The organism is Allobosea sp. (assembly GCF_036675845.1).
Lineage (GTDB): Bacteria > Pseudomonadota > Alphaproteobacteria > Rhizobiales > Beijerinckiaceae > Allobosea.
The window spans coordinates 1-23,268 of the sequence record NZ_JAKFED010000106.1; the positions used below are offsets into that span (position 1 = coordinate 1).

General features: G+C 67.8%; 23 protein-coding genes. 14 read left to right on the forward strand and 9 right to left on the reverse strand.

Annotation, left to right across the window (positions count from 1 at the left end):
* The 3 genes from V6M56_RS11590 to V6M56_RS11600 form a co-directional block, all read left to right on the forward strand.
* The coding region (locus V6M56_RS11590; protein ID WP_332683841.1) for an ABC transporter ATP-binding protein at window positions 1–750 on the forward strand (750 nt) is incomplete at its 5' end.
* Entirely contained in the window at window positions 747–1,781 is a 1,035-nt protein-coding gene (locus tag V6M56_RS11595; RefSeq protein ID WP_332683844.1) for an ABC transporter ATP-binding protein, read from the forward strand. The genes V6M56_RS11590 and V6M56_RS11595, both read left to right, overlap by 4 nt.
* 32 nt (window positions 1,782–1,813) lie before the next feature.
* Window positions 1,814–2,959, forward strand: a complete 1,146-nt coding sequence (locus tag V6M56_RS11600) for a diaminopropionate ammonia-lyase (RefSeq protein ID WP_332683846.1) — start codon at window positions 1,814–1,816, stop codon at window positions 2,957–2,959.
* A 34-nt stretch (window positions 2,960–2,993) separates the two neighbouring features.
* Here the strand turns inward: V6M56_RS11600 and V6M56_RS11605 are convergent, their stop codons facing one another.
* Window positions 2,994–3,293, reverse strand: a complete 300-nt coding sequence (locus tag V6M56_RS11605; protein WP_332683849.1) for an antibiotic biosynthesis monooxygenase family protein — start codon at window positions 3,291–3,293, stop codon at window positions 2,994–2,996.
* A 173-nt stretch (window positions 3,294–3,466) separates the two neighbouring features.
* Here V6M56_RS11605 and V6M56_RS11610 point away from each other — a divergent pair, with 173 nt between their 5' ends.
* From V6M56_RS11610 to V6M56_RS11630, 5 genes are all read left to right on the forward strand, one after another.
* Window positions 3,467–4,399 carry an N-carbamoyl-D-amino-acid hydrolase gene (locus tag V6M56_RS11610; RefSeq protein WP_332683850.1) on the forward strand — a complete coding sequence of 311 codons (933 nt, stop codon included), beginning with the start codon at window positions 3,467–3,469 and terminating at the stop codon, window positions 4,397–4,399.
* Window positions 4,400–4,562: 163 nt separating this feature from the next.
* Window positions 4,563–5,726: an amidohydrolase/deacetylase family metallohydrolase gene (locus tag V6M56_RS11615; protein ID WP_332683851.1), complete on the forward strand. Its 1,164-nt coding sequence runs from the start codon at window positions 4,563–4,565 to the stop codon at window positions 5,724–5,726.
* 164 nt (window positions 5,727–5,890) lie between these two features.
* Complete coding sequence (locus tag V6M56_RS11620) at window positions 5,891–6,394, forward strand: GNAT family N-acetyltransferase (RefSeq protein WP_332683854.1); 504 nt, start codon at window positions 5,891–5,893, stop codon at window positions 6,392–6,394.
* 45 nt (window positions 6,395–6,439) lie between these two features.
* A complete protein-coding gene (locus tag V6M56_RS11625) occupies window positions 6,440–6,898 on the forward strand; it encodes a RidA family protein (protein ID WP_332683855.1) in 459 nt (152 codons plus the stop codon).
* Window positions 6,895–7,971 (forward strand): D-TA family PLP-dependent enzyme, encoded by a 1,077-nt coding sequence (locus tag V6M56_RS11630; RefSeq protein WP_332683858.1) that lies wholly within the window; start codon window positions 6,895–6,897, stop codon window positions 7,969–7,971. Before V6M56_RS11625 ends, V6M56_RS11630 begins: the two co-directional genes overlap by 4 nt.
* A gap of 230 nt (window positions 7,972–8,201) precedes the next feature.
* On the opposite strand, the gene V6M56_RS11635 is transcribed toward V6M56_RS11630, so the two are convergent.
* On the reverse strand, window positions 8,202–8,867 hold the full coding sequence (locus V6M56_RS11635) for a GntR family transcriptional regulator (RefSeq protein WP_332683859.1): 666 nt from the start codon (window positions 8,865–8,867) through the stop codon (window positions 8,202–8,204).
* An 87-nt stretch (window positions 8,868–8,954) separates the two neighbouring features.
* Here V6M56_RS11635 and V6M56_RS11640 point away from each other — a divergent pair, with 87 nt between their 5' ends.
* From V6M56_RS11640 to V6M56_RS11655, 4 genes are all read left to right on the forward strand, one after another.
* Window positions 8,955–9,581 carry a TRAP transporter small permease gene (locus V6M56_RS11640; RefSeq protein WP_442881141.1) on the forward strand — a complete coding sequence of 209 codons (627 nt, stop codon included), beginning with the start codon at window positions 8,955–8,957 and terminating at the stop codon, window positions 9,579–9,581.
* Window positions 9,581–10,849: a TRAP transporter large permease gene (locus tag V6M56_RS11645; protein WP_332683863.1), complete on the forward strand. Its 1,269-nt coding sequence runs from the start codon at window positions 9,581–9,583 to the stop codon at window positions 10,847–10,849. Before V6M56_RS11640 ends, V6M56_RS11645 begins: the two co-directional genes overlap by 1 nt.
* Window positions 10,850–10,882: 33 nt before the next feature.
* On the forward strand, window positions 10,883–11,872 hold the full coding sequence (locus V6M56_RS11650; protein WP_332683864.1) for a TRAP transporter substrate-binding protein: 990 nt from the start codon (window positions 10,883–10,885) through the stop codon (window positions 11,870–11,872).
* A 73-nt stretch (window positions 11,873–11,945) separates the two neighbouring features.
* Window positions 11,946–12,902 carry a dihydrodipicolinate synthase family protein gene (locus V6M56_RS11655; RefSeq protein WP_332683865.1) on the forward strand — a complete coding sequence of 319 codons (957 nt, stop codon included), beginning with the start codon at window positions 11,946–11,948 and terminating at the stop codon, window positions 12,900–12,902.
* A 106-nt stretch (window positions 12,903–13,008) separates the two neighbouring features.
* Here the strand turns inward: V6M56_RS11655 and V6M56_RS11660 are convergent, their stop codons facing one another.
* The 7 genes from V6M56_RS11660 to V6M56_RS11690 all read right to left on the reverse strand — a co-directional run bounded on the left by V6M56_RS11660 (window position 13,009) and on the right by V6M56_RS11690 (window position 21,226).
* Window positions 13,009–13,734, reverse strand: a complete 726-nt coding sequence (locus V6M56_RS11660) for a DUF1028 domain-containing protein (protein WP_332683867.1) — start codon at window positions 13,732–13,734, stop codon at window positions 13,009–13,011.
* Between the two features lie 13 nt (window positions 13,735–13,747).
* The gene (locus V6M56_RS11665) at window positions 13,748–15,550 is read right to left on the reverse strand and encodes a gamma-glutamyltransferase family protein (RefSeq protein ID WP_332683869.1); all 1,803 of its coding nucleotides are present in this window, start codon (window positions 15,548–15,550) and stop codon (window positions 13,748–13,750) included.
* Window positions 15,551–15,572: 22 nt separating this feature from the next.
* Window positions 15,573–16,466: an ABC transporter permease gene (locus V6M56_RS11670; RefSeq protein ID WP_332683871.1), complete on the reverse strand. Its 894-nt coding sequence runs from the start codon at window positions 16,464–16,466 to the stop codon at window positions 15,573–15,575.
* Window positions 16,466–17,410 carry an ABC transporter permease gene (locus tag V6M56_RS11675; RefSeq protein ID WP_332683873.1) on the reverse strand — a complete coding sequence of 315 codons (945 nt, stop codon included), beginning with the start codon at window positions 17,408–17,410 and terminating at the stop codon, window positions 16,466–16,468. The genes V6M56_RS11670 and V6M56_RS11675 overlap by 1 nt, the downstream gene beginning before the upstream one ends.
* Window positions 17,411–17,556: 146 nt before the next feature.
* On the reverse strand, window positions 17,557–19,062 hold the full coding sequence (locus V6M56_RS11680) for an ABC transporter substrate-binding protein (protein ID WP_332683874.1): 1,506 nt from the start codon (window positions 19,060–19,062) through the stop codon (window positions 17,557–17,559).
* A gap of 23 nt (window positions 19,063–19,085) precedes the next feature.
* The gene (locus tag V6M56_RS11685; RefSeq protein ID WP_332683875.1) at window positions 19,086–20,183 is read right to left on the reverse strand and encodes an ABC transporter ATP-binding protein; all 1,098 of its coding nucleotides are present in this window, start codon (window positions 20,181–20,183) and stop codon (window positions 19,086–19,088) included.
* Window positions 20,180–21,226, reverse strand: coding sequence for an ABC transporter ATP-binding protein (locus V6M56_RS11690; protein ID WP_332683877.1), 1,047 nt, complete (start codon window positions 21,224–21,226; stop codon window positions 20,180–20,182). Before V6M56_RS11690 ends, V6M56_RS11685 begins: the two co-directional genes overlap by 4 nt.
* A 284-nt stretch (window positions 21,227–21,510) precedes the next feature.
* On the opposite strand from V6M56_RS11690, the gene otnK reads away from it, so the two are divergent.
* Both otnK and V6M56_RS11700 read left to right on the forward strand, forming a co-directional pair.
* Window positions 21,511–22,776, forward strand: coding sequence for a 3-oxo-tetronate kinase (gene otnK, locus V6M56_RS11695; RefSeq protein ID WP_332683878.1), 1,266 nt, complete (start codon window positions 21,511–21,513; stop codon window positions 22,774–22,776).
* A 135-nt stretch (window positions 22,777–22,911) separates the two neighbouring features.
* Window positions 22,912–23,268: malonyl-CoA decarboxylase N-terminal domain-containing protein (locus V6M56_RS11700; protein ID WP_332683881.1), on the forward strand; the 357-nt coding region annotated here is incomplete at its 3' end.

A 23,268-nucleotide genomic window follows, 5' to 3' on the forward strand; every position in this document is an offset into this window, starting at 1 on the left:
GCCGAGATGCGCCAGATCCGCGGCAACGAGATCTCGATGATCTTCCAGGAGCCGATGACCAGCCTGAACCCGGTGCTGACCGTCGGCCGGCAGATCGGCGAGACGCTGCGGCTGCACCAGAACATGAGCAAGACGCAGGCGACCGAGCGTGCGGTCGAGATGCTGCAGCTCGTCGGCATCCCCGAACCGCGCCGGCGCGTCGCCGAATATCCACACCAGCTCTCCGGCGGCATGCGCCAGCGCGTCATGATCGCGATCGCGCTCGCCTGCTCGCCCAAGCTCCTGATCGCCGACGAGCCGACGACGGCGCTCGACGTCACCATCCAGGCGCAGATCCTCGACCTGATGCGCGATCTCAAGGCCCGCGTCGGGGCGGCGATCATGCTGATCACCCATGATCTCGGTGTCGTCGCCGAGGTCGCCGACCAGGTTGTGGTCATGTATGCGGGCCGCAAGGTCGAGGAGGCGCCGGTCGGCGAGCTCTTCGCCAATCCGCGCCATCCCTATACGCAAGGCCTGCTCGGCGCGGTGCCGAAGCTCGGCTCCTCGCTCTCCGGTCATGCCTCGCGCCTCGCCGAGATTCCCGGGCTGGTGCCGAGCCTGAAGACGCGGATCGACGGCTGCGTCTTCGCCGGCCGCTGCCCGAAGGCGACCGACCTCTGCCGCCAGGTCGCGCCCGGCCTCGAACTCAAGGCGGAAGGCCATGTCGCCGCCTGCCATTATGCGCCGAAGGACGCGATCGCGGCATGAGCACGACGCATCCCATTCTCCAGGTCAACGACCTCAAGAAGCATTATCCGATCCGCGGCGGCCTGCTTTCCGGCATCACCGCCAATGTCTATGCGGTGGACGGCGTCTCCTTCGAGATCGCCAAGGGCGAGACGCTGTCGCTCGTCGGCGAATCCGGCTGCGGCAAGTCGACTGTCGGCAAGGCGATCCTGCGGCTGTTCGAGATCACCGCCGGCGAGGTCGTGCTCGACGGCCAGCGCATCGACAAGCTCTCCGCCGGCAAGCTCCGGCCGCTGCGCCAGCGCGTCCAGGTCGTGTTCCAGGACCCGTTCTCCAGCCTCAACCCGCGTATGCGCGTCCGCGACATCCTGGCCGAGCCGATCACCAATTTCGGCCTCGCTTCAGGCAAGGCCGCGATCACCGAACGCACCATGAAGCTGATGGACAAGGTCGGCTTGCCGCGCGACGCCGTGCATCGCTGGCCGCACGAATTCTCAGGCGGCCAGCGCCAGCGCATCGGCATCGCCCGCGCGCTGGCGGCGGAGCCGGAGCTGATCATCTGCGACGAGGCGGTCTCGGCGCTCGACGTCTCGGTCAAGGCGCAGATCGTCAACCTGCTCTGCGACCTGCAGAAGGAGCTCGGCCTGGCGCTGCTGTTCATCAGCCACGACCTCGCCATCGTCGAGCACATGACCCACCGCGTCGCGGTGATGTATCTCGGCAAGATCGTCGAGATGGGCACCAAGGAGCAGATCTTCGGGGCGCCGCGCCATCCCTATACGGTCGCGCTGCTCTCGGCCGTGCCGGTGCCGGACCCCAAGGTCAGGCGCGAGCGCATCCTGCTCAAGGGCGACGTGCCGAGCCCGATCAACCCGCCCAAGGGCTGCCGCTTCAACACGCGCTGCCCCTTCGTCTTCGATCGCTGCCGCTCGGAGGAGCCGGCGTTGCGGCCGATGGCAGAGGGCCATGTCGCCGCCTGCCATCTGCACGATCTGCCGCCCGCCGATAACCCGCTCCTGAAGCAGGCCGCGCCTGCGCTTGCCGACGCTTGACCGGAGGGCCGCGCGAGGCCGACGATCCACAAATGCTAGACGCCAGTTCAGACCTCGCCGCGCCCGACTTCCTCCTCAACCCGCGGCTCGACCGCAGCGCGCCCTATGGCGACGATCTCCGCGCCATCCTTTCCCTCGCTGGCGGACGCACTGCCCATGCCGCGATCTCGGCCTGGGAAGGCTATGCGCCGACGCCGCTGCGCGATCTTGCGGCCATCGCCGCCGCGCTCGATCTCGGCCAGGTGCTCTACAAGGACGAGGGCGGCCGCTTCGGCCTGAGGAGCTTCAAGGCGCTGGGCGGCGCCTATGCGGTCGACCGGCTGGTCGCGGCCGGAGGGCGCGAGGGGCTGACCGTCGCCTGCGCCACCGACGGCAATCACGGCCGCTCCGTCGCCTGGGGCGCCCGCCGCGCCGGCGTCAAGGCGGTGATCTATGTGCACGAGACGGTCAGCGAGGGCAGGGCGGAGGCGATCCGCTCCTATGGCGCGACCGTCGTGCGCGAGGGCCGCACCTATGACGACAGCGTCCGCGCCTGTGCGCAGGCGGCGAAGGCCAATGGCTGGCAGATCGTCTCCGACACCTCCTGGCCGGGCTATGAGGACGTGCCAAAGGATGTGATGCAGGGCTATTCCGTCCTGGCCATCGAGATCGCGGCGCAGGCGGCCGCGCCGACCCATGTCTTCGTCCAGGGCGGCGTCGGCGGGATGGCGGCCGCCGTGCTCTCCGACAGCTGGGAGCGGCTCGGCGCGGCGCGGCCGATCTTCGTGGTGGTCGAGCCGGAGAACGCCGCCTGCCTGTTCGAATCGGCCAGGGCCGGGGCGGTCACCGCAGTCGGCGGCGATCTCGATACGATCATGGCGGGGCTGGCCTGCGGCGAACCCTCGATCCTGGCCTGGCGCATCCTCCAGCCCGGCGCCGACGCCTTCATGACGGTCCGCGACGCGGCGGCCGCCGACGCCATGCGCCAGCTCGCGACGCTCGGCGTGGTCGGCGGCGAATCCGGCGTGGCGGGCCTTGCCGGCCTGGTCAAGGCGGCGCGCGATCCCGTCTTGCGCGACGCGCTTGGGCTGGGTACCGCCTCCCGCGTGCTCTGCTACGGCACCGAGGGCGCGACCGATCCGGAAGTCTATCGCGGCATCGTCGGTCGCTCCGCCGAGGAGATCGGCCGTGATGCGTGAGGGCGACGCGTCGATGCGAGGCCGCGCCTCGCGCTCAGCGGACGAGATCGACGACGGTCTCGCCGGATACCGCGTCCGTGACGCCGCGGCCCTCGCCCAGTTCTTCCAGCGTGTCGCGGAAACTGTCGAGCGTGGCGATCATCTGCGGACGCGCGGCCTTGATCGCGTCTGCGTCCTGCCAGCGGCCGATCAGGCAATAGGATCGCTCGCCCGTGCGGATCATGTGCCCTTCGACGAGGCCGGGCCAACCCGCCTTGCCGTCGCGATGCGCTGCCAGAAACTCCTCCTCCCGGCCCGGCTTGATGCGGAACCGCACGACATTGAACGTGGCCATCGCTGTGCCCCCGACGTCGCGGTCGTCCGGAGACCGAGAGGCGACCATTCGCGGCGGCGCCGGCGAGCGACCGGGAAATGCTACGCTCGCGCCGATGGTCCCGCAATGAGCGCGGATGCGGCCGCGAAGCGGCCGCCTGTCTCCTCCGAAGTAGCCCTAAGGAGGGGCGTGGCATGAGCCGTATCCTGACCGTCGCCGCAGCCCAGCTCGGGCCGATCCAGCGCGAGGAGAGCCGTGCTTCGGCGGTTGCCCGCATGATCGAACTGATGCGCCAGGCCAAGGCCAATGGCTGCGATCTCGTCGTCTTCCCGGAAGCGGCGCTGACGGCCTTCTTCCCGCATTGGTGGATGGAGGACGAGGCCGAGATCGACAGCTATTTCGAGAGCGCCATGCCCTCGAACGAGACCGCGCCGCTGTTCGCGGAAGCGGCGAGGCTCGGCATCGGCTTCCATCTCGGCTATCCCGAGCTCGCCCATGAGGACGGCCGCAAGCGCCGCTTCAACACCGCGATCCTGGTCGACAAGGCCGGCGCGATCATCGGCAAATACCGCAAGATCCATCTGCCCGGCCATCCCGAGCATCGGCCCGACGCCGTCTTCCAGAATCTCGAGAAGCGCTATTTCGAGACCGGCAATCTCGGCTGGCCGGTCTGGGAGACCATGGGCGGGCGGCTCGGCATGATGATCTGCAACGACCGGCGCTGGCCCGAGAGCTACCGCGTCATGGGCCTTCAGAACGTCGAGATGATCGTGCTGGGCTACAACACGCCCAAGCACAATCCGCCGGCGCCGGCGCATGACCGGCTCGGCAACTTCCACAACCAGCTCGTGATGCAGGCCGGCGCCTACCAGAACGCGACCTGGGTCGTCGGCGTCGCCAAGGCCGGGCTCGAAGCCGGCGTCGACCAGATCGGCGGCTCCTGCATCATCGCGCCGACCGGCGAGGTCGTGGCCCAGGCGGTGACCGAGGGCGACGAACTCGTCATCGCCCGCTGCGATCTCGATCTCGGCAAGAGCTACAAGAATTCGACCTTCAACTTCGCCAGGCACCGCGAGCCGCAGACCTACGGCATGATCGTCGAGCGCAAGGGCGCGGTGGTGGAGTGATTTTGAGGTTTTCCCAGCCGTTATTCCGGACAAGCGGCGAAGCCGCGCAGCGCCGGAATCCATCGAAGGGCGCCGAGCTCTACGATGGATTCCGGGTCGCCCTTCGGTCGCCCGGAATGACAGCGCTCTGTTCTGATATCGAGAAGACTTCCCAGGAGCTGTCATGACCCACGATCTCATCCTCAAGGGCGGCAGGGTCATCGACCCCTCGCAGAAGCATGACGGCGTGCTCGACGTCGCCTTCACCGACGGCAAGGTCTCGGGCTTCGGCAAGGATCTGAAGGGCGCCAAGGAGGTCCGCGACGTCTCCGGCTACATCGTCACGCCGGGGCTGATCGACCTGCACACCCATGTCTACTGGGGCGGCACTTCGCTCGGCATCGATGCCGACGAGTTCTGCCGGGCCTCGGGCGTCACCACCTCGGTCGACACCGGCTCGGCCGGGCCGGGCAACTGGCCGGGCTTCCGCAAGCATGTCATCGAGAAGAGCCAGGCCCGCATCCTCGCCTATCTCCACGTCTCGCATGCCGGCATCTACGGCTTCGACCACCGCGTCATGGTCGGCGAGAGCGGCGATCTGCGGATGATGAACCCGATCGACTGCGTCGAGGTCGCCGACAAGAACCGCGACCTGATCGTCGGCATCAAGGTGCGCGTCGGCCTGCACGCCTCGGGCAATTCCGGCACGGTGCCGCTGAACATCGCCCTGCAGGTCGCCAACGAGGTTGGCATGCCGCTGATGTGCCATATCGACCATCCGCCGCCATCCTATGAGGAAGTCATCGGCATGCTGCGGCCGGGCGACGTGCTGACCCACGCCTTCCGCCCGTTCCCGAACGCGCCGGCGACAGCGCAGGGCACGGTCAAGCCCGAGGTGCTCGCGGCCCGCAAGCGCGGCGTCATCTTCGACATCGGCCATGGCAAGGGCTCGTTCTCGTTCAAGACGACGCGCGCCATGCTCGCCAACGGCTTCGAGCCGGATGTGATCTCCTCGGACGTGCACAAGCTCTGCATCGACGGCCCGGCCTTCGACCAGGTCACCACCATGTCGAAATTCCTGTGCATGGGCATGAGCCTGAACAATGTCGTCGCCGCCTCGACGCTGAACGCCGCCACGGCGCTGAAGCGGATGGAATACGGCTCGCTCAAGGTCGGCTCGCTCGGCGACGCGACGATCCTGACGGTCAAGGAAGGCAAGTTCGACTATGTCGACGTCACCGGCGAGCACCTGACCGGCGACAGGAAGATCGTCTCGGAGGGCGTCGTGCTGAAGGGGGCGTGGTGGCATCCCAGGCGCAGCAACAAGTTCAGGAAGGTCGCGGCGTAGGAGACAGGCGTCATTCTCGGGCGAAGCCCTCGGGTCCGACCTTCGGTCGGCCCAAGGATAAACTCCGCGCAGACCCGAGAATCTCGGGACCAGAAGACGCTGGTGGAGCCTCCTTCGGCCTGAGATGTTCGGGTCAAGCCCGAGCATGAGGTGTAATCGCTCCGATGACGACACCCACACCACATTGGCGCGCCCTGACGCCGGCTGACCTGCCCGCCATGATGGCCGTCGCGGCGCAGGTCCATCCCGGTTTTCCCGAGGACGAGGCGGTCTTCGCCGAGCGGCTGGCGCTCTTCCCGGCCGGCTGCCTCGCCCTCGCCGACGCGACGGGGCTGGCCGGCTATGTGGTGAGCCATCCCTGGCCGCTTCTGCAGGCGCCGGCGCTGAACAGCCGACTCGGCGCGATCCCGGCGGCTGCGGATGCCTATTACATCCATGATCTCGCCTTGCTGCCGCGGGCTCAGGGGACCGGCGCGGCATCTCGCCTCGTGGAATTGCTGACCGGGCAGGCGCGCGCTGGCGGCCTTGGCCGGATGGCGCTGATCGCCGTCAACCGCTCGGCCGGCTTCTGGCAGCGCCATGGCTTTCGCCTGACGCATGACGCATCGCTTGATCGCAAGCTGGCGAGCTACGACGATGACGCCCGCTACATGACGCGCGAACTTTGATTGCCGGTGCCGAGACGGCGCCGAACCAGGCTGGAGGAGAAGAAGATGAGTGCCGAACAGAAGCTCAAGGAACTCGGGCTGAGCCTGCCCGAAGTGCCGTCGCCGGTCGCGACCTATGTCAGCTTCAAGCGGATCGGCGACATGGTCTACCTCTCGGGGCAGGGACCCAAGCGCGCCGACGGCAGCTATCCGACCGGCAAGGTCGGCGCCGGCGTCTCGATCGAGGACGCCTATGAGCACGCCAAGCACACCGGCCTCGGCCTGCTCGCCGCGATGAAGAAGGCGGTCGGCTCGCTCGACAAGGTCGAGGTCGTCAAGCTGCTCGGCATGGTCAATGCGGCGCCGGACTTCGCCGATCATCCCAAGGTCATCAATGGCTGCTCCGACCTGTTCGTCGCCGTGCTCGGCGACAATGGCCGCCATGCCCGCTCTGCCGTCGGCATGGGCTCGCTGCCCAACAACATGACCGTCGAGATCGAAGTCATCATCAAGGTGCTGCCGTGACCGCGCTCGCTGAGGAAATCGCCCGGGTCTACGGCACCCCGGCCGTCGTCATCGACCTCGACAAGGTCGAGGCCAACATCGCCCGCCTGCAGGCCGCCTGCGACGCTGCCGGCATCGCCAACCGCCCGCATATCAAGACCCATAAATCGCCCGAACTGGCGCGGCTCCAGGTCGCCGCCGGCGCGCGCGGCATCACCTGCCAGAAGCTCGGCGAGGCCGAGGTCATGGCCGATGGCGGGCTCGACGACATCCTGATCAGCTACAACATCCTCGGCGAGGAAAAGCTGGGGCGCCTGGGAGCACTGCAAAGACGCGTCCGCATGATCGTCGCGGCCGACAATCCCGTCACCATCGCCGGGCTGCCGAAGGCGGCCGAGATCGCCGGGCGCGATCTGGAAGTGGTGGTCGAATGCGACACCGGCCGCGAGCGCGCCGGCGTCGAGACGCCGGGCGAGGCGGTCGAGCTGGCCAAGCTGATCGCCGGCTCGAAGGGGCTGAGCTTCGCCGGCTTCATGATGTACCCGCCCGAGGATGGCTGGGAGCGCACCCAGATCTTCCTCGATACCGCCAATGCCGGCCTGCGCGAGGCGGGGCTGGAAGCCGGCATCGTCTCGACCGGCGGCTCGCCCAACATCCCCAATATCGGCAAGCTCAAGGGTTCGACCGAGCACCGCGCCGGCACCTCGATCTTCAACGATCGCATGCAGGTCGCGGCCGGTGTCGCCGCGCTCGAGGATTGCGCCCTGAACGTCTACGCCACGGTGGTCAGCCGGGCGGGGCCCGAGCGCGGCATCCTCGATTCCGGCTCGAAGACCCTGACCAGCGATACCGGCGGGCTCGACGGGCACGGGCTGATTCTCGAATACCCGTCGGCCAAGATCGCCAGGTTCGCCGAGGAGCATGGTTTCCTCGACCTGTCCCGCAGCAATGAGCGGCCCAAGGTCGGCGAGGTCGTGCGCATCGTGCCGAACCATGTCTGCGTCGTCGTCAACATGGTCGACCGGCTGGTGACGGTGCGCGGCGACAAGCTGATCGGCGAACTGCCGGTCGCAGCGCGCGGCAAGCTGACCTGAGGCTCATAGGCCTCGTGCTCGGGCCGCCTTATGGCGGCCCGATTGCCCGTCGTGGTGAAGCGCGGGGAACCCTCTCCTGTAAGGAGAGGGCAGGGTGAGTGTAGGCCGTCGGACCAGTTCCGCGAACCCTCACCACGCGGTTGGCTTCAAGCTCGCGATTTCTCTCCCGAACACCTCACCCCTGCCCCTCTCCTTACAGGAGAGGGGTTCCCCGCGGATGTCTCTTCCACCTACCCCTTCCCGCCGGCCTCCAGGAACTCGACGAGGTCGCGGCGCACCATCTCGATATGGTCGACGAGCAGGAGCTTGGCCTCGGCCGGCCGGCCTTCCCGGCAGAGCCGGATCAGCTCGTTGTGCTCGGCCTGCGCCCGCTCGATCGACGAGCTGCGCTGGAGCTGCAGCCGCGTGTAGCGGTCGCTCGTCTGCAGCAGCCCGGCGACGATCGCGACCGTGCGCGGCTGCGTGGCGCGAGCATAGAGCGCCAGATGGAAATCGGCGTTGAGCACGCCCCAGCGGCTGATGTCGCCTGCCGACATGGCATGCTCGAAGGCGGCCTCCATGCTCGCCACCGCCTCGAAATCCTCAGCCGTCATCGCTGGAACGGAACTTGCGAGCAGCCTGGGCTCGAGCAGCTTGCGCAGCTCGAAGACGTCGTTGATCTCGTCCAGCGACAGGGCCGAGACGATCGCGCCCTTGTGCGGGACGATCTTCACGAAGCCTTCCGCCTCGAGCTGGAACAGCGCCTCGCGCACCGGGATGCGGCTGACGGCATAGGCCTGCGCCAGCGCGTCCTGCCGCAATTGCGAGCCGGCGGGATGGCTGCCGTCGAGGATGGCCTGGCGCAGCTGGTCGACGATCGCCGAGGACAGGGTGCGGTGTTTCAAAGCGGTTGACATGGTGCTGCATCCTAGCGTGCCGCGTGTCGAAAAGCTATTGACATGTAGATTTTATACAATCTACAAAGCTCGCAAGGGGACACGAAAATGATCGACCAAGCGGTAGCGGCGCGAAGCCGTGCGATGGCTGTTCCGGAGGTTATGGTCGCGCTTTCAGGGCGCTGGCTGCGGCTCGAGCAGTTCGTGATTCAGGGGCTGATGTTCCTGCTCACGGCGCTGATCCTGCTCAATGTCGCGACGCGCTATGCCGGCTTCCCGATCTACTGGATCGACGAATCGGCGGTCTACAGCGTCGTCTGGCTGACCTTCATCGGCGCCTCGGCCATGACCCGGATGCGGCTCGATTTCGCCGTGACCATGCTGACCGAACGCTTCTCCGAGCGTGGCGCCGCGATCGCCCGGGCGATCTCGACCCTCGGCGTGGTGCTGTTTGGCATCGGGCTTTCGGTGATGTGCTGGCTCTGGCTCGATCCGGTCGGGATCGCGCGGGCGGGCTTCGACGCCAGGGAGTTCGCGGCCCAATCGTTCAACTTCATCTACACCGAGCGCACCCAGACGCTGAACTGGCCGACCTGGGTCATCTACTCGGTCGTGCCGCTCTTCGCCGTCTCGATGACGCTGCATGCGCTCGCCAATCTCTTCGAGGATCTCGGCCTCGTGCCGAAGCAGGCCCTGCCGGGCTTCGCCACCGGCACCGCGGATGGGGTGAACTGATGGCTCTCACCATTGGCGCCTTCTTCGGGATCATGCTGGCGGGCGTGCCGATCGCGCTCTGCCTGTGCCTCGGCGCGCTCGTCTTCATCGCCGCCACCGGCAACACCCAGCTCCTGCCGAACTATCCGCTGCAGATGTTCGGCGGCGTCGACAGCTACGGGCTGATCGCGATCCCGCTCTTCATCCTGATCGGCGAGATCATGAATGGCGGCGGCATCACGCGCCGCATCGTCGATCTGGCGATGGCCTTCGTCGGCTCGCTCCGCGGCGGGCTCGCCTATGTCAACGTCCTCGCCAACATGTTCGTCTCCTCGATCCTCGGCTCCGCGACGGCGCAGGTCGCGATCATGTCGCAGGTCATGGTCCCGGAGATGGTCCGCAAGGGCTACGACAAGGACTTCGCCGCCGGCCTCACCGCCTATGGCGGCATGCTCGGGCCGATCATCCCGCCCTCGGTGATGTTCGTCGTCTATGCCGTGCTCGCCCAGGTTTCGGTCAGCGACATGCTGATCTCCGGCATCGTGCCCGGCCTGCTGCTGACCGTGATGTTCTTCCTCGTCATCGCGGCGATGGGCTTTGTCTACAACTATCCGACCGGCGAGAAGCAGACGCTGCGCGAGCGCGTCATGATCGTGCTCGGCGCCGCCCCGACCCTGCTGATCCCGATCGTCATCGTCGGCTCGATCCTTGGCGGCCTCGCCAATGCGACCGAAGCCGCGGCCGTGGGCTCGGTCGCGGCCGCGCTGATCGGCCGCTATTGGACCAGGGAATTCAGCTTCGCCAAGCTGCCCGAGATGATGCTGCGCGCCGGCGTCTATTCGGCGATCGTGCTGTTCCTCGTCTCCGCCGCTGCGGTGTTCTCCTGGGTGCTGGTCTACGGCAAGGTGCCGCAGAACGTCGCCGCCTCGATCCAGGAGATCGCCAAGGACCCGGTGACCTTCATGCTGCTGGTCAATGCGATCCTGCTGATCATCGGCACGGTGATCGACGGCATTCCCGGCCTGATCATGACGGTGCCGATCCTCCTGCCGATCGCGACCGAGGTCTATGGCATCGACCCGCGCCATTTCGGGGTCGTGGTCGTGGTCAACCTGGTGCTCGGCCTGCTCTCGCCGCCGGTCGGCCTGTGCTTCTTCGTCGCCGCGGCGGTGACCGGGGCGAAGCCGGGCAAGATGTTCCTCGTGACGCTGCCCTTCTTCATCATCTCCTGCATCGTCCTGGTCCTGCTCTCGATCTACCCATGGCTCTCGCTGGCCCTGGTGAAGTGAAACCGCCTGCCCATCCATAAGGGGAAGTTCCTCATGACCATCTCACGCCGCCATCTGCTCGCCGCCGCCGCCGTCCTTCCGATTGCCAAGCCGGCGCTCCTGCTCGCCCAGAGCAAGGAGCTGCGCCTCGGCATCCTGACGCCGAACGGCCATCCCTGGAACCGTGCCGCGGTGAAGGTCAGCGAGGTGCTGAAGGCCGAGACCAAGGGCCGGCTGAACCTGACGGTCTTCCATTCCGGCCAGCTCGGCAACGAGGCCGCCATGCTGCAGCAGATGCAGTCCGGCGCGCTCGACATGGGCTGGATCATGGCGGCCGAGCTCGGCTCGCGCGTCCCGGCGATCGGCGCGATCACCGCGCCCTACATCGTCGATTCGACCGCCAAGATCGCCAAGCTCGTGCGCCATCCGGTCGCGATGAAGCTGTTCGATGTGCTGCCGCGCGAGACCGGCTGCGTCGGCCTGGCCTGGGGCATCACCGGCATGCGCGCTGTTTTCGCGGCGAAGGAGCTGAACAGCGTCGGCGACATCAAGGGCATGAAGCTGCGCATCAACCCGACGCCGGTCTATCGCGACTTCTACCAGCTGCTCGGCGCCGCCCCGACGCCGATCCCGACGCCGCAGGTCTTCGACGCGATGACCAACGGCCAGGTCGACGGGCTCGAGGCCGATCTCGAATTCTCCTGGAACCAGCGCTTCGACAAGGTCTCGAAGACGATCCTGCAGATGAACGCGATCTTCATGCCGGTGATCGCCTTGGCCTCGGGCCGCGTCTGGCAGGGCATGTCCCCGGCCGACCGCGAATTGATCCTCAAGGCCACCAAGGCGGCGCTCGACCAGCAGGTCGACGAGCTCGCCGTCAACGAGCCCAAGCTCGTCGAGCAGTTCAAGGCGGCCGGCGCGAACTTCAAGCTCGCCAATCCGAAGGATGCCGAGGCCGTCGTCGCCGAGTTCGACAAGATCTGGCTGCCCAAGGCTCCGGTCCTCGCCGAGCTGCGCAAGGCCGGCCAGTCGCTCTCGGCTTGATCTCAGGCTATCCTTGCGGCCGCCGACAGGTTCCGGCGGCCGTCTGCACCCCTCCAAGCGGACCCTTTTTGTCATGACCCAGAATATCTTCAGCGGGACGATCCCCGCTTTGATGACACCCTGCACACCCTCGCGCGACGTCGACTATGACGAGCTCGTCCGCACCGGCCGCAAGCTGATCGGCGCCGGCATGTCGGCCGTGGTCTATTGCGGCTCGATGGGCGACTGGCCGCTGCTCACCGACGAGCAGCGCATGGAGGGCGTGAAGCGCCTGGTCGAGGCGGGCATCCCGCTGATCGTCGGCACCGGCGCGCAGAACCCCAAGCGCGCCGCGGCTCTCGCGGCCCATGCCAAGCAGGTCGGAGCCCAGGGCCTGATGATCATCCCGCGCGTCCTGTCGCGGGGTTCGTCGGTCCCGGCACAGCGCGCCCATTTCGAAGCCGTGCTGGAAGCGGCGGTCGACCTGCCTTCGGTGATCTACAACAGCCCTCATTACGGCTACGAGACCAAGGCGGACCTGTTCTTCACCCTGTGCGAGCGCTATCCGCATCTGGTCGGATTCAAGGAATTCGGCGGCGCCGCTGCGCTCTCCTATGCGGCCGAGCACATCACCAGCCGCGATTCCAGGCTCACCTTGATGGTCGGCGTCGACACGCAGGTGACGCACGGCTTCATCCGCTGCGGCGCCACGGGCGCGATCACCGGCATCGGCAATGCCTTGCCGAAGGAAGTGCTCCATCTGGTCGCGCTCAGCGAGAAGGCCGCGGCGGGCGATCCGGAGGCCGAGCGCCGCGCAATCGAGCTCGAGCGTGCGCTCTACGTGCTCTCGACCTTCGACGAGGGCGTCGACCTGGTGCTCTACTACAAGCACCTGATGGTGCTCGAAGGCCATGCGGCCTACGCGCTGCACTTCAACGAGAGCGACCAGCTTTCCGTCCCGCAGCGCAACTTCGTCGAGGCCGAGTGGCGCCGCTTCAAGAGCTGGTATGCGAACTGGGCGGGTGAGGGACGGGCGGCGAAAGCGGCCTGAGCACCGCCGTCATTCTCGGACGAAGCGAAGCGCAGATCCGAGAATCTGATGACCAGATAGCACTGGTTTCGGGGATGCTCGGGTCAAGCCCGGGCATGACGGCAAATCACTCCGGATGCCGCGCGTTCCACGCCGCGGCGTATTCCGCGCAGAGCCGGTCGAGCTCGGCCCGGTCGGTGACCCCGGCCGGCCTGGCTCGCGACGGCGAGGCCTGCTGGAACGGCACATAGCGCTGATGCGCCACGCGCCAGATCCGGCGCAACTCGCCGAGCGGGTCGGCATGGTCGTCGACGCGGATGTCGAAGCTCGGCACCGGGTCGTCGGCCCAGATCCGGATGGCGCAGGATTGCCGGCCGCGCTTGTCGCCGCCGGCCTTCTCGCCGGCCTCCAGCGCCACGAGGAGGCGCTCGTCGAAATCCAGCGCCGAACCCTTGATATAGGCCTTCAGGGTTTCCGCGATCACCTCCGGCCCGGCCAGCATGTTGCCGGCCACCGAGACCTGCGGCCCGTCGACGGCGCCGCACCAGTCGATGCAGGCATTCCCGGTATAGGCGGCGATCTTGCCATTGCGGTCGATCAGATGGAGCTGGCGATGGGCGCGCCCCTCATCGGCGGCGGTAAGGTTGGCGATGATCTCGACCGCCGAGCGCCCCTCCTGCAGCAGCCGCAAGCCATCGACGCCATAGAGCGGATTGACGAAGGCCTGGCTGGCGATGGCGCCGCTGCGTCCCGCCCCATAGGGCACGCGCGCCCCGACCGCGAAGGCGCAGGTCGAGACGGCGACGCCATAGGCGCCGGTCGCGGCGTCGCGCGCAACGATGGACCATGTCATGGATGCAGGCCTCCTAGCGCCCGGCTGCGTAGGCTTGCATCAGACGCGGGGTCGCCGCTGCACGCAAGAGCCCGTTGGCGCTCTTCTCGGCTGCGGTGAGACGCCCCACCGTCCAGGCGGGGGCGCGTTCGAGCACATGGCCGCGCCGGACGAGTTCGGCCAGCGCCGCCTCGCCCAGGCTCTCCTCGACCGTGATCCGGCCCGGCCGCGCTTCGCGCGGATAGAAGCTCGAGGGGAAATGCTGGGTGTGGAACAGCGGCAGGTCGATCGCCTCCTGCAGGTTGAGGCCATGATGCACCCGGCGCAGGAACATGCCGAGCTGCCATTGCTCCTGCTGGTCGCCGCCGGGCGTGCCGAAGACGAGCCGCGGCTCGCCATTCTCGAAGGCGAGGCTCGGCGTCAGCGTGGTGCGCGGGCGCTTTCCGGGCGCCAGCGAGGAGGGCAGGCCCTCGTCGAGATAGAAGGACTGGGCCCGCGAGTTCAGCGGGAAGCCGAGCTCGGGGATGACCGGCGAGGATTGCAGCCAGCCGCCCGACGGCGTCGCCGCGATCATGTTGCCCCAGCGGTCGATCACGTCGATATGGACGGTGTCGCCGCGGCGCGAGGCTGCGACCATCGAGGCCAGCGTCGGCTCGCCCACGGTCGCGCTGCCGGCGCCGCCGCCCTCGTCGGCGATGCGCAGATTGGCCAGCATCCTGCCGACCTGGTCCTCATAGCCCGCGATCAGGCCGGGGCGCAGCTCATGCGAGGCCTTCTCGCCGATCAGCGCGCGCCGGCCGGCGGCATAGTCCTCCGAGAGCAGCGTCGCCAGCGGCACCGTGACGAAATCGGGGTCGCCGTAATAGGCCTCGCGGTCGGCGAAGGCGAGTTTCATCGCCTCGACGACATGGTGGACATAGTCCGGGCTGGCCGGGCCCATGCCGGAAAGGTCGATGCCCTCGAGGATCTTCAGCGTCTGCAGGAAGACCGGTCCCTGGCTCCAGGGGCCGGCCTTGAACACCTCCCAGCCATGATAGGTCACGCTCGCCGGCGCCTCGTAATGCGGCTGCCAGCGTGCCATGTCGTCGGCGGTCAGCAGGCCCTTGTGGCGGCGGCCGGAGGAATCCAGCACTGCCGCCTTGCGGCAGAAGGCGTCCATCGCCTCGGCGACGAAGCCCTTGTACCAGGCGTCATGGGCCGCCTGGATCTGCTCCTGCCGGTCGCTGCCGGCGGCTTCCGCCGCGGCGAGGATACGCTTGTAGGTCTCGGCGGCCGCCTGGTTGCGGAAAAGCTCGCGGCCTTGTGGAGCCTTGCCGCCGGGCAGGTAGACAGCGCCCGATGTCGGCCATTCGCCACTGAACAGCTCGCTCAGCCCGGCGATCGTATCGGAGACGCGCGGCAGCATCGGGTGGCCGTTCTCGAAATAACCGATCGCCGGCTCCAGCACCTCGCGCAGCTTCAGGCGGCCATGATCGCGCAGCAGCGCCATCCAGCCGCCGAAGGCGCCGGGCACCACGGTCGCGAGCAGGCCGTCGCCGGGGACCATGTCGAGCCCGAGCGCGTTGTAGGCCTCGATCGTCGCCGCCTGCGGCGCCGTCCCCTGCGCGCACAGCACCTCGACCTTCTTCGTCCTGGCCGAATAGAACACCGCCGGCATGTCGCCGGCCGGCCCGACCAGATGCGGCTCGACCACCTGCAGCACGAAGGCGGCTGCGGCGCAGGCGTCGAAGGCGTTGCCGCCCTTCTCCAGCATCGCCATGCCCGAAGCGGTGGCGAGCCAGTGCGTCGAAGTGACGACGCCGAAGGTACCGAGGATCTCGGGCCGGGTGGTGAACATGGGCGTTTCCCTGGAAGGCGGATCAGGATTCTTTCGGATCGAGCGCGTCGCGCAGGCCGTCGCCGAGCAGGTTGAAGCCGAGCACGGCGAGGAAGATCGCGACGCCGGGAGCCACCGACATCCAGGGCGCCTGCTCCATGAAGTTCTTGGCGACGTTGAGCATCTGTCCCCAGGATGGTGAGGGCGGCTGCTGGCCGAGGCCGAGGAAGGAGAGGGCGGCTTCGAGGATGATCGCCTGCGCCATGAACAGGGTCGACTGCACCACGATCGGCGGCAGCGTGTTGGGCGCGACATGGCGGAACAGGATGACGGAATCGCGCACCCCGACGGCGCGCGCGCCCTCGACGAAATCCTCGGTCTTGACGCTGATCACCTGGCCGCGCACCAGCCGGATGAAGATCGGCACGGCCGAAAGCCCGATCGCGATCATCGCATTGGTCAGCGACGGGCCGAGCACGGCGGCAAAGGCGATCGCCAGGATCAGGAAGGGGCAGGCGAGCAGCGCCTCGGTGATCCGCGAGATCACGGCATCGACCCAGCCGCCATACCAGCCGGCGACGAGCCCGATCGGCACGCCGACACCGAGCGCGATCAGCACCGAGACGATGCCGGCGAGCAGCGAGGCCTGCGCGCCGAAAAACAGGCGCGAGACCTGGTCGCGCCCCAGTTCGTCGGTGCCGAACCAGAAGAGCGCCGAGGGCGGCTTGCGGATGGCGAGGAAGTTCGATTTCAGCGGGTCGGCGAGCGGCAGCAGCGGCGCCAGCACCGCCATCAGCACGAAGGTCAGCACGATCGCGCCTCCGATCAGCGCGGCACGGTTGCGGACGAGTTTGCGCCAGGCCCGGCTGCGCGGCGCGCCGCTGCCTTCGGCTGGCGTGGCGACATCGGGGGCGGCGTTGAGCGCAGCGTCCGCCATCAGGCCGTCCTCAAGCGGGGGTTGACCAGGACATAGAGCACATCGGCGATGAGGTTCATGAAGATGAAGCCGATGGCGGTGCACAGCACCACGCCCTGCACGACGCCGTAGTCGCGGTTGAAGACCGCATCGACGATCAGCTTGCCGAAGCCCGGAATGGTGAAGATCTGCTCGGTCAGCACCGCGCCGGCGAGCAACTCGCCGAAAAGCAGGGTCGAGAGCGTGATGATCGGCACCAGCGCGTTCGCCAGCGCGTGCTTGTTGACGACCTTGCGCTCGTCGAGCCCCTTGGCCCGAGCGGTGCGGATATAGTCGGAGCGCAGCACCTCCAGCATCGCCGAACGGGTGTGGCGCATGATGAAGGCGGCAAGCCCGCCGCCGAGCACGAAGGCCGGCATGATCAGCCGTTCGATCGCCGCGACGGGGTGGACGAAGATCGACTCGTAGCCCGAGGGCGGCAGGAGCTTGAGCTCGACCGAGAACAGCAGGATCAGCATGATGCCGAGCCAGAAATTCGGGATCGACAGCCCCGACAGCGCCAGCGCGCTCGTCGAATAGTCGACGAAAGTGCCCTTGCGCCGCGCCGCGAGGATGCCGGCCGGGATGCCGATGCCGATTGCGATGATGATCGAGGCGGTGGCGAGCTGGATCGTCACCGGCAGCTTCTGCAGGATCAGGTTCAGCACCGGCTCGCCGGTACGCAGCGAGCGGCCGAAATCGCCCTGCACGACTTGCCCGAGCCAGGCGAAGAACTGCACGACGATCGGATCGTCCATCCGGTAGATCTCGCGCAGGCGCGCAATCACTTCCGGATCGCGCTCCTCACCGGCGATGACCAGGAAAGGGTCGCCGGGCAGCGCCCTTTGCAGGGCGAAGACGAACAGCGACACCAGGAACAGCGTCGGGATCGCGATCAGGACGCGCCGGCCGATCAGGGCGAGCATGGCGGGATTCCACGTTCGCCGTCATCCCGGCCGCAGCGAAGCGGAGCGCCGGGATCCATCGGAGGGCGCAGCGCTCTGCAATGGATCCCGGAGCGACCTTCGGTCGTCCGGGATGACAGGGGGCTGGGGGCGGGCAGGGACAATGGCTACGACCGCTTTAGCCCGGAAAGCCGGATCATTCCGTCGGGATTGATCACGAAGCCCTCGATGTTCGAGCGCAGTGCGAAGAACACCGTCTGGTTGTAAAGATAGACGATCGGCAGTTCGTCCTGGAGGATCTTCTGCGCCGCGTCATAGCGCTTCTTGCGCTCGGCGACGTCGTAGATGGTGCGGGCCTCGTCGAGCAGCTTGTCGACCTGGGCGTTGGAATAGCGGCCGTCGTTCTGGTTGCCCTTGGTCGTGACGAACTGGTGGATGTTGCCGTCCGGGTCGATCCGGCCGGACCAGCCGATCCGGCTCATCTGGAACTTGCCCTGCTGCTGGTCGCGGAGCTGGCTGGCGAATTCGGTCGAGCGGATCTGGACGTCGATGCCGACCTCCTGGGCCATTGCCTGGATGACCTGGCCGAGCTGCGCGTCGACCGGGTTGTTGGTGACGAAGAGCTCGACCGAGACTTTGCTGTGTCCGGCTTCCTTGAGCAGCGCCTTGGCCTTGGCGACGTCGCGCTCCGGCACGGGGAGGGTGGCGTCGACATAGGGGCTCGTCGGCGGGAAGGGCTGGACGATCGGCGCATAGAGCCCCTCGAACACCACCTGGCTCAGCACCTTGCGGTCGATCGCGAGCGACAGCGCCTGGCGCACGCGCTTGTCCTTGGCCATCGGCTGGTTGGCGGCCTCGCCATGATTGGTGTTGATGGTGATGCCCTGGTAGCCGAGATTGGGCATGCTCACGACCTTGAGCGTCTTGTCCTCTTTCGCCGATTTCACGTCGGTCGGTGCCAGCCGCTCCAGCATGTCGAGCTCGCCGGCACGCAGGTTTGCGAGCCTGACCGTGGTGTCGGGAATGGCGCGGTAGATCACCCGGTCGAAATGATAGTTCGCCGCCTCCCAATGCCCCTTGAACTTGTCGAGCACGATGCGGTCGTTCTGGACCCGCTCGACGAACTGGTAGGGGCCGGAGCAGATCGGCTTGGAGCCGATGTCGGGGCCGAGGCTCTTGGGCGAGAGCATCATGCCGGCGCGGTCGGTCAGCTGGGCGAGCAGGGTCGCGTCGGGCCGCTTCAGCTTGAGCGCGATCGTCGCCGGATCGACCACGCTGATGCTCTCGATCGAGGCGAGCTCGGATTTGCGCAGCGAGTCGGGCAGCGTCATCGCGCGCTCGAGATTGGCCTTGGCGGCGGCGGCGTCGAAGGCCTCGCCATCATGGAACTTGGCGTCGGTGCGCAGCTTCATCCTCAGCGTCAGCCCGTCGTCCGAGAACGACCATTCGGTGGCGAGCCGCGGGATGATCTTCAGCTCCGGCGTGATGTCGAGCAGCTTGTCGCACAGGCCCTTGAAGACGATGCGGCCGACGAAGGTCCGCGCCTTGTGCGGATCGAGCACGTCCGGGTCTTCCTGCAGGCCGATGCGCAAGGTCGAGGGTGACTGGGCCTGGGCCGGCAGGATGGCGAGGCCGAGAATGGCGGCGGAAGCGAGCAGTGCGAGACGTTTCATCGGATTTCCCCTCTTCTGTTTGGTTATTGTGGTCGAAGTTCCTCGGCGCCCGCCTGGGCGGCGGCGAAGAGCGCGATGCGGCGGCGGCGGTTCGGACTTTCCGGCGGCAGCGCCAGTGCGGCCGGCTGGCTCGCGGCGATCTCCTCGGCGAAATGGCAGGCGACGGCATGGCCCGCGGCGCTCTCCCTCAGCACCGGGTGCTCCTGCCGGCAGCGCGCCTGCGCATGCGGGCAGCGCGGATGGAAGCGGCAGCCGGGCGGCGGGCTGGTCGGGCTCGGCAGGTCGCCCTCCAGCACGGGCTCGCCGCTGCGGGCGCGCGGATCGGGCACCGGGATCGCCGCCATCAGCATGCGAGTGTAGGGATGCAGCGGTCGCGAGAACAGCGCCTGCGCCGGCGCCAGCTCGACGATCTCGCCGAGATACATCACCGCGACCCGGTCGCTGGTATGGCGGATCACGGCAAGATCGTGCGCCACCAGGATGATCGTCAGCCCGAACTCGGCCTTGAGATCCTCGAGCAGGTTGATCACCTGGGCGCGGATCGAGACGTCGAGTGCCGAGACCGGCTCGTCGCCGATCAGCAGGCTCGGCCCGCAGGCCAGCGCCCTTGCGATGCCGATGCGCTGGCGCTGGCCGCCGGAGAATTCATGCGGATAACGGCTGGCATAATCGGGCAGCAGCCCGACCCTGCGTAGAAGCTCGGCGACGCGTGCCGCCTTCTCCTTGCCGCCGGCGAGGCCATGGACCGAAAGCGGCTCGCCGATCAGTTCGCCGATGCTCATGCGCGGATTGAGCGAGGCGTAAGGATCCTGGAAGATCATCTGCATGCGTCGCCGCAGCCGGCGCAGCTCCTCGGCAGGAAGCGCGGTGATGTCGCGCCCCTCGAACCGGACCTCGCCTGAAGTCGGCTCAATCAGCCGCAGCAGCAGCCGCGACAGGGTCGACTTTCCGCAGCCGGATTCGCCGACGATGGCGAAGGTCTCGCCGCGCCGGACCTGGAAGGAGACGCCGTCGACGGCCCTGACCAGCGGCGCCTTGGCGAAGAGCGAGGGCTTCTTCGCCTTGAAATGGCGGGTGAGGCCGACGGCCTCGACGATGATGTCCTGGCCGTCGCCGCTCATGCCGCCACCATCGCGATGTTTTCGATCGGCGCCCGGAAGCAGGCGACCCTGTGCCCGTTTTCGAGCTCGCGCAGCGGCGGCCGGCTCTCGGTGCAGACCGGGGCGACGAAGGGGCAGCGCGAGGCGAAGCGGCAGCTCTGCGGCCAGCGCGCCGGGGGCGGCACCGCGCCGGGAATCGCGGCGAGCTTGCCCTGCCGCGGCCCCAGCGAGGGCAGCGAGCCCATCAGGCCGAGCGTATAGGGATGCTGCGGGTCCGCGAAGATGCGTTCGACCGGACCCTGCTCGACGATGCGGCCGGCATACATCACCGCGACCTCGTCGGCGACTTCGGCGACGACGCCGAGATCATGCGTCACCAGGATCATCGCAGTGCCGGCCTCGGACTGGAGGTCGCGGATCAGCTTCAGGATCTGCGCCTGGATGGTGACGTCGAGCGCCGTCGTCGGCTCGTCGGCGATCAGCAGCTTCGGGCTGTTGGCGAGTGCCATCGCGATCATGGCGCGCTGGCGCATCCCGCCAGACATCTGGTGCGGATAGGCGCTCATCCGCGCTTCCGGCGCCGGGATGCGGACCTTGCGCAGCATCTCGATGGCGCGCCGGCGCGCTTCCTCCGGGGCCACCTGGTGATGGCAGAGCACGGCCTCGGCCAGCTGGTCGCCGATGGTGAAGGCCGGGTTCAGCGAGGTCATCGGCTCCTGGAAGATCATCGCCATCCGGTTGCCGCGGAGCTGCATCATCCGCTGCGCCGGGGCACCGAGGATCGCCTCGCCTTCCAGCGTGACGGAGCCGGAGGTGATGCGAGCCGGCGGGGAGGCGAGCAGGCCCATGATCGCCAGCGAGACCAGGCTCTTGCCGCAGCCGGATTCGCCGACGAGACAGAGCGTGCGCCCGGCCACCACCGAAAAGCTGAGCTCGTCGACCAGCGAGAGCCCTTCCGGCAGCCCGTCGAAACGGATCGACAGCTTGTCCACGGCAAGCACGGCAGCTCCGGCGGGCGCCGGCCGGCTCACCGCTTCCTGCTCAGCTTCGCCCGGGTCAGTCATGCGGGTTGGTCCCATTCGGTACCAAAGTGGCGCATTCCACGACCTGCGTCGACAGCACCGGCATCCCCTCTCGTTTTTTTTCTTAGGTACCGTTCCATCCTGCCCCGTGCTGGGCGACGGATGCAACCGGGACGGTCGGCGCCGCCGGTTACCCTCCTGTGCATAGCCGTGGCGCGGCCAGGCGCTGTCGCGCCCCCGCCGATCTCTGATATTGAGGCGCGCGCCCGGCGACGGGCCTGACGCAGTTGTGACCGGCCGAGCCGACGAGGATACGGAAAAAAACCATGCTGCTGGGTGTGATCGCCGACGACATGACCGGGGCGACCGATGTCGCCCTGATGCTGAACCGTGCCGGCATGCGCACCCTCCAGGTCATCGGCGCGCCGGCTCCCGGCGCGGCGCTGCCCGAGGCCGACGCCGTCGTCGTCGCCCTGAAGTCGCGCACCAATCCGGTGGCCGAGGCGGTCGCCGATTCGCTCGCCGCCTGCGAGGCGCTGCTCGCCGCCGGCGCCAGGCAGATCCTGTTCAAATACTGCTCGACCTTCGATTCGACAGCGCAGGGCAATATCGGCCCGGTCGCGGATGCGCTGATGCAGCGCCTCGGCGCCAGCCAGGCGATCATCTGCCCAGCCTTTCCCGCCAATGGCCGCTCGATCTTCCAGGGCTGGCTCTTCGTCGGCGAGGTGCCGCTGCACGAAAGCTCGATGAAGGACCATCCGCTGACGCCGATGCGCGACTCCAACCTGATGCGCCTGATGGGCGCGCAGACGCAGCATCCCGTCGGACTGGTCGCCCATTCGGTCGTCTCCCAGGGCGCCAGCGCCGTGCGCCAGCGCCTGGCCGAGCTGGCGGCCGAGGGCGCGCGCTACGTCGTCACCGATGCGCTCGACAACGGCCATCTGATGGTGCTCGGCGAGGCCATCGCCGAGCATGTCCTTTTGACCGGCGGCTCCGGCATCGCCATGGGCCTGCCCGAGAATTTCCGGAAGGCGGGGCTATTGCCCTGGCGCGAGACGGCGACGCATCTGTCCGCGCCTTCGGGGCGCGCCGGCATCATCTCCGGCAGCTGCTCGACCGCGACGCGCGCCCAGATCGCGGCGGCGCTCGCAGCCGGCATTCCCGCTTTGAAGGTCGACCCGCTGGCGCTCGCGGAAGGATCGCAGAAGCCGGCCGAGCTCGCCGCCTGGGCGCTCGCCCAACCCGCCGACAGCCCGTTCCTGGTCTATTCGAGCGACGATCCGGCCGAGGTTGCTTCCGTGCAGGACAAGCTCGGCCGCGAGCGGGCCGGCGAGACCGTCGAGCATGCCTTCGCCGAGACGGCGCGGCTGCTGGTCGCGGGCGGCGTCTCCCGCCTGCTCGTCGCCGGCGGCGAGACCTCGGGCGCGGTGGTGCAGGGCCTGCGCGTGCGCACCCTGGAGATCGGCCCGGAGATCGACCCCGGCGTGCCCTGGACCCGCGTCGTCGACGGGCCGGAGCTGGTCGTGGCGCTGAAATCGGGCAATTTCGGCGCCCCGGACTTCTTCCTCAAGGCCTGGAACCTGCTGCGGTAGCGCAATCCGTCTCTAAACTTGAGATGAATGACCGTTCTCCGATCAGCTTGCGGTGCAAGCTGATCGGAAAGGGCGCTAGCGTTTGCACTGCGAAAAACTCGTATAGGATACGGCCGGATCAAGGCGGGGACTGGCATGGACATGGCGTTTCTCGGCGAGCTCCTGACGACCGTTGCCGATCGCGGCCGGGCGCTGATCAATTTCGAGCGCTTCACCTCGTCTGGCCGGCGCCGGCCGCTGGGGCAGCTCTGCGAGCACCTGCTTTCAGGCCGTGGCGAGGCTTCCGGCATGGCGCTGGCGCAGGCCGTGCTCGAGGAATGGGAACGGCTCGACGCCGCCGGCCGGCTCGCCTTCTTCCAGATGCTGCAGGAGAGCTTCGGTCCCGATCACGCCCGGCTCGAGGCGGCGCTGGCGCGTTATCGCGAAACGCCGGACGCGGCCGCCGTGGCGCAGCTCCACCTTGCTTCCGAGCCGCGCCGGCAGGAGCTGTTC

Bases quoted from the DNA above. Each gene is read 5' to 3' on its own strand.
- V6M56_RS11595 (WP_332683844.1), top strand. From the start codon at position 747: ATGAGCACGACGCATCCCATTCTCCAGGTCAACGACCTCAAGAAGCAT.
- V6M56_RS11600 (WP_332683846.1), top strand. From the start codon at position 1,814: ATGCTAGACGCCAGTTCAGACCTCGCCGCGCCCGACTTCCTCCTCAAC.
- V6M56_RS11605 (WP_332683849.1), bottom strand. From the start codon at position 3,293: ATGGCCACGTTCAATGTCGTGCGGTTCCGCATCAAGCCGGGCCGGGAG.
- V6M56_RS11610 (WP_332683850.1), top strand. From the start codon at position 3,467: ATGAGCCGTATCCTGACCGTCGCCGCAGCCCAGCTCGGGCCGATCCAG.
- V6M56_RS11615 (WP_332683851.1), top strand. From the start codon at position 4,563: ATGACCCACGATCTCATCCTCAAGGGCGGCAGGGTCATCGACCCCTCG.
- V6M56_RS11620 (WP_332683854.1), top strand. From the start codon at position 5,891: ATGACGACACCCACACCACATTGGCGCGCCCTGACGCCGGCTGACCTG.
- V6M56_RS11625 (WP_332683855.1), top strand. From the start codon at position 6,440: ATGAGTGCCGAACAGAAGCTCAAGGAACTCGGGCTGAGCCTGCCCGAA.
- V6M56_RS11635 (WP_332683859.1), bottom strand. From the start codon at position 8,867: ATGTCAACCGCTTTGAAACACCGCACCCTGTCCTCGGCGATCGTCGAC.
- V6M56_RS11640 (WP_442881141.1), top strand. From the start codon at position 8,955: ATGATCGACCAAGCGGTAGCGGCGCGAAGCCGTGCGATGGCTGTTCCG.
- V6M56_RS11645 (WP_332683863.1), top strand. From the start codon at position 9,581: ATGGCTCTCACCATTGGCGCCTTCTTCGGGATCATGCTGGCGGGCGTG.
- V6M56_RS11650 (WP_332683864.1), top strand. From the start codon at position 10,883: ATGACCATCTCACGCCGCCATCTGCTCGCCGCCGCCGCCGTCCTTCCG.
- V6M56_RS11655 (WP_332683865.1), top strand. From the start codon at position 11,946: ATGACCCAGAATATCTTCAGCGGGACGATCCCCGCTTTGATGACACCC.
- V6M56_RS11660 (WP_332683867.1), bottom strand. From the start codon at position 13,734: ATGACATGGTCCATCGTTGCGCGCGACGCCGCGACCGGCGCCTATGGC.
- V6M56_RS11665 (WP_332683869.1), bottom strand. From the start codon at position 15,550: ATGTTCACCACCCGGCCCGAGATCCTCGGTACCTTCGGCGTCGTCACT.
- V6M56_RS11670 (WP_332683871.1), bottom strand. From the start codon at position 16,466: ATGGCGGACGCTGCGCTCAACGCCGCCCCCGATGTCGCCACGCCAGCC.
- V6M56_RS11675 (WP_332683873.1), bottom strand. From the start codon at position 17,410: ATGCTCGCCCTGATCGGCCGGCGCGTCCTGATCGCGATCCCGACGCTG.
- V6M56_RS11680 (WP_332683874.1), bottom strand. From the start codon at position 19,062: ATGAAACGTCTCGCACTGCTCGCTTCCGCCGCCATTCTCGGCCTCGCC.
- V6M56_RS11685 (WP_332683875.1), bottom strand. From the start codon at position 20,183: ATGAGCGGCGACGGCCAGGACATCATCGTCGAGGCCGTCGGCCTCACC.
- V6M56_RS11690 (WP_332683877.1), bottom strand. From the start codon at position 21,226: ATGACTGACCCGGGCGAAGCTGAGCAGGAAGCGGTGAGCCGGCCGGCG.
- otnK (WP_332683878.1), top strand. From the start codon at position 21,511: ATGCTGCTGGGTGTGATCGCCGACGACATGACCGGGGCGACCGATGTC.